Raw genomic sequence first — 317 nt, forward strand, 5'->3', positions numbered from 1 at the left:
TTGGCATAATAGGCCATTTTATCCCGCTTTACATAGGCAAATTCAAGGGCTTCTTTTAGAACCATGGCCTCTTTAACTGGGAAAAGCAATCCTGTTTTTTGCTGAAAAATCAAATCTGTGTTTCCAATGATATCCGAGCAAATAATAGGTACATGCATGGCTCCTGCTTCCAATAGAACATTTGGAAACCCTTCTCTATGTGAAGGATGAACCAATACATCTGCCAAAGCAAGGTAGTGTGCTACATGATCAGTCCAGTCGGTTTGGACAATTTTGGGATGCTCTCGAATAATCTGGATGGTCTCTTGAGAAAGGGG

The 317-nt window shown here is 41.3% G+C and carries 1 protein-coding gene; it reads right to left on the reverse strand.

All coding sequences use genetic code 11. The features are described from left to right. Positions 1–317 (reverse strand): glycosyltransferase (locus ACNKXV_RS13960; protein ID WP_417908326.1); only part of this gene is annotated, 317 nt, incomplete at both ends.

This window comes from Christiangramia aquimixticola, assembly GCF_048285835.1.
Classification (GTDB): Bacteria; Bacteroidota; Bacteroidia; order Flavobacteriales; family Flavobacteriaceae; genus Christiangramia; species Christiangramia aquimixticola.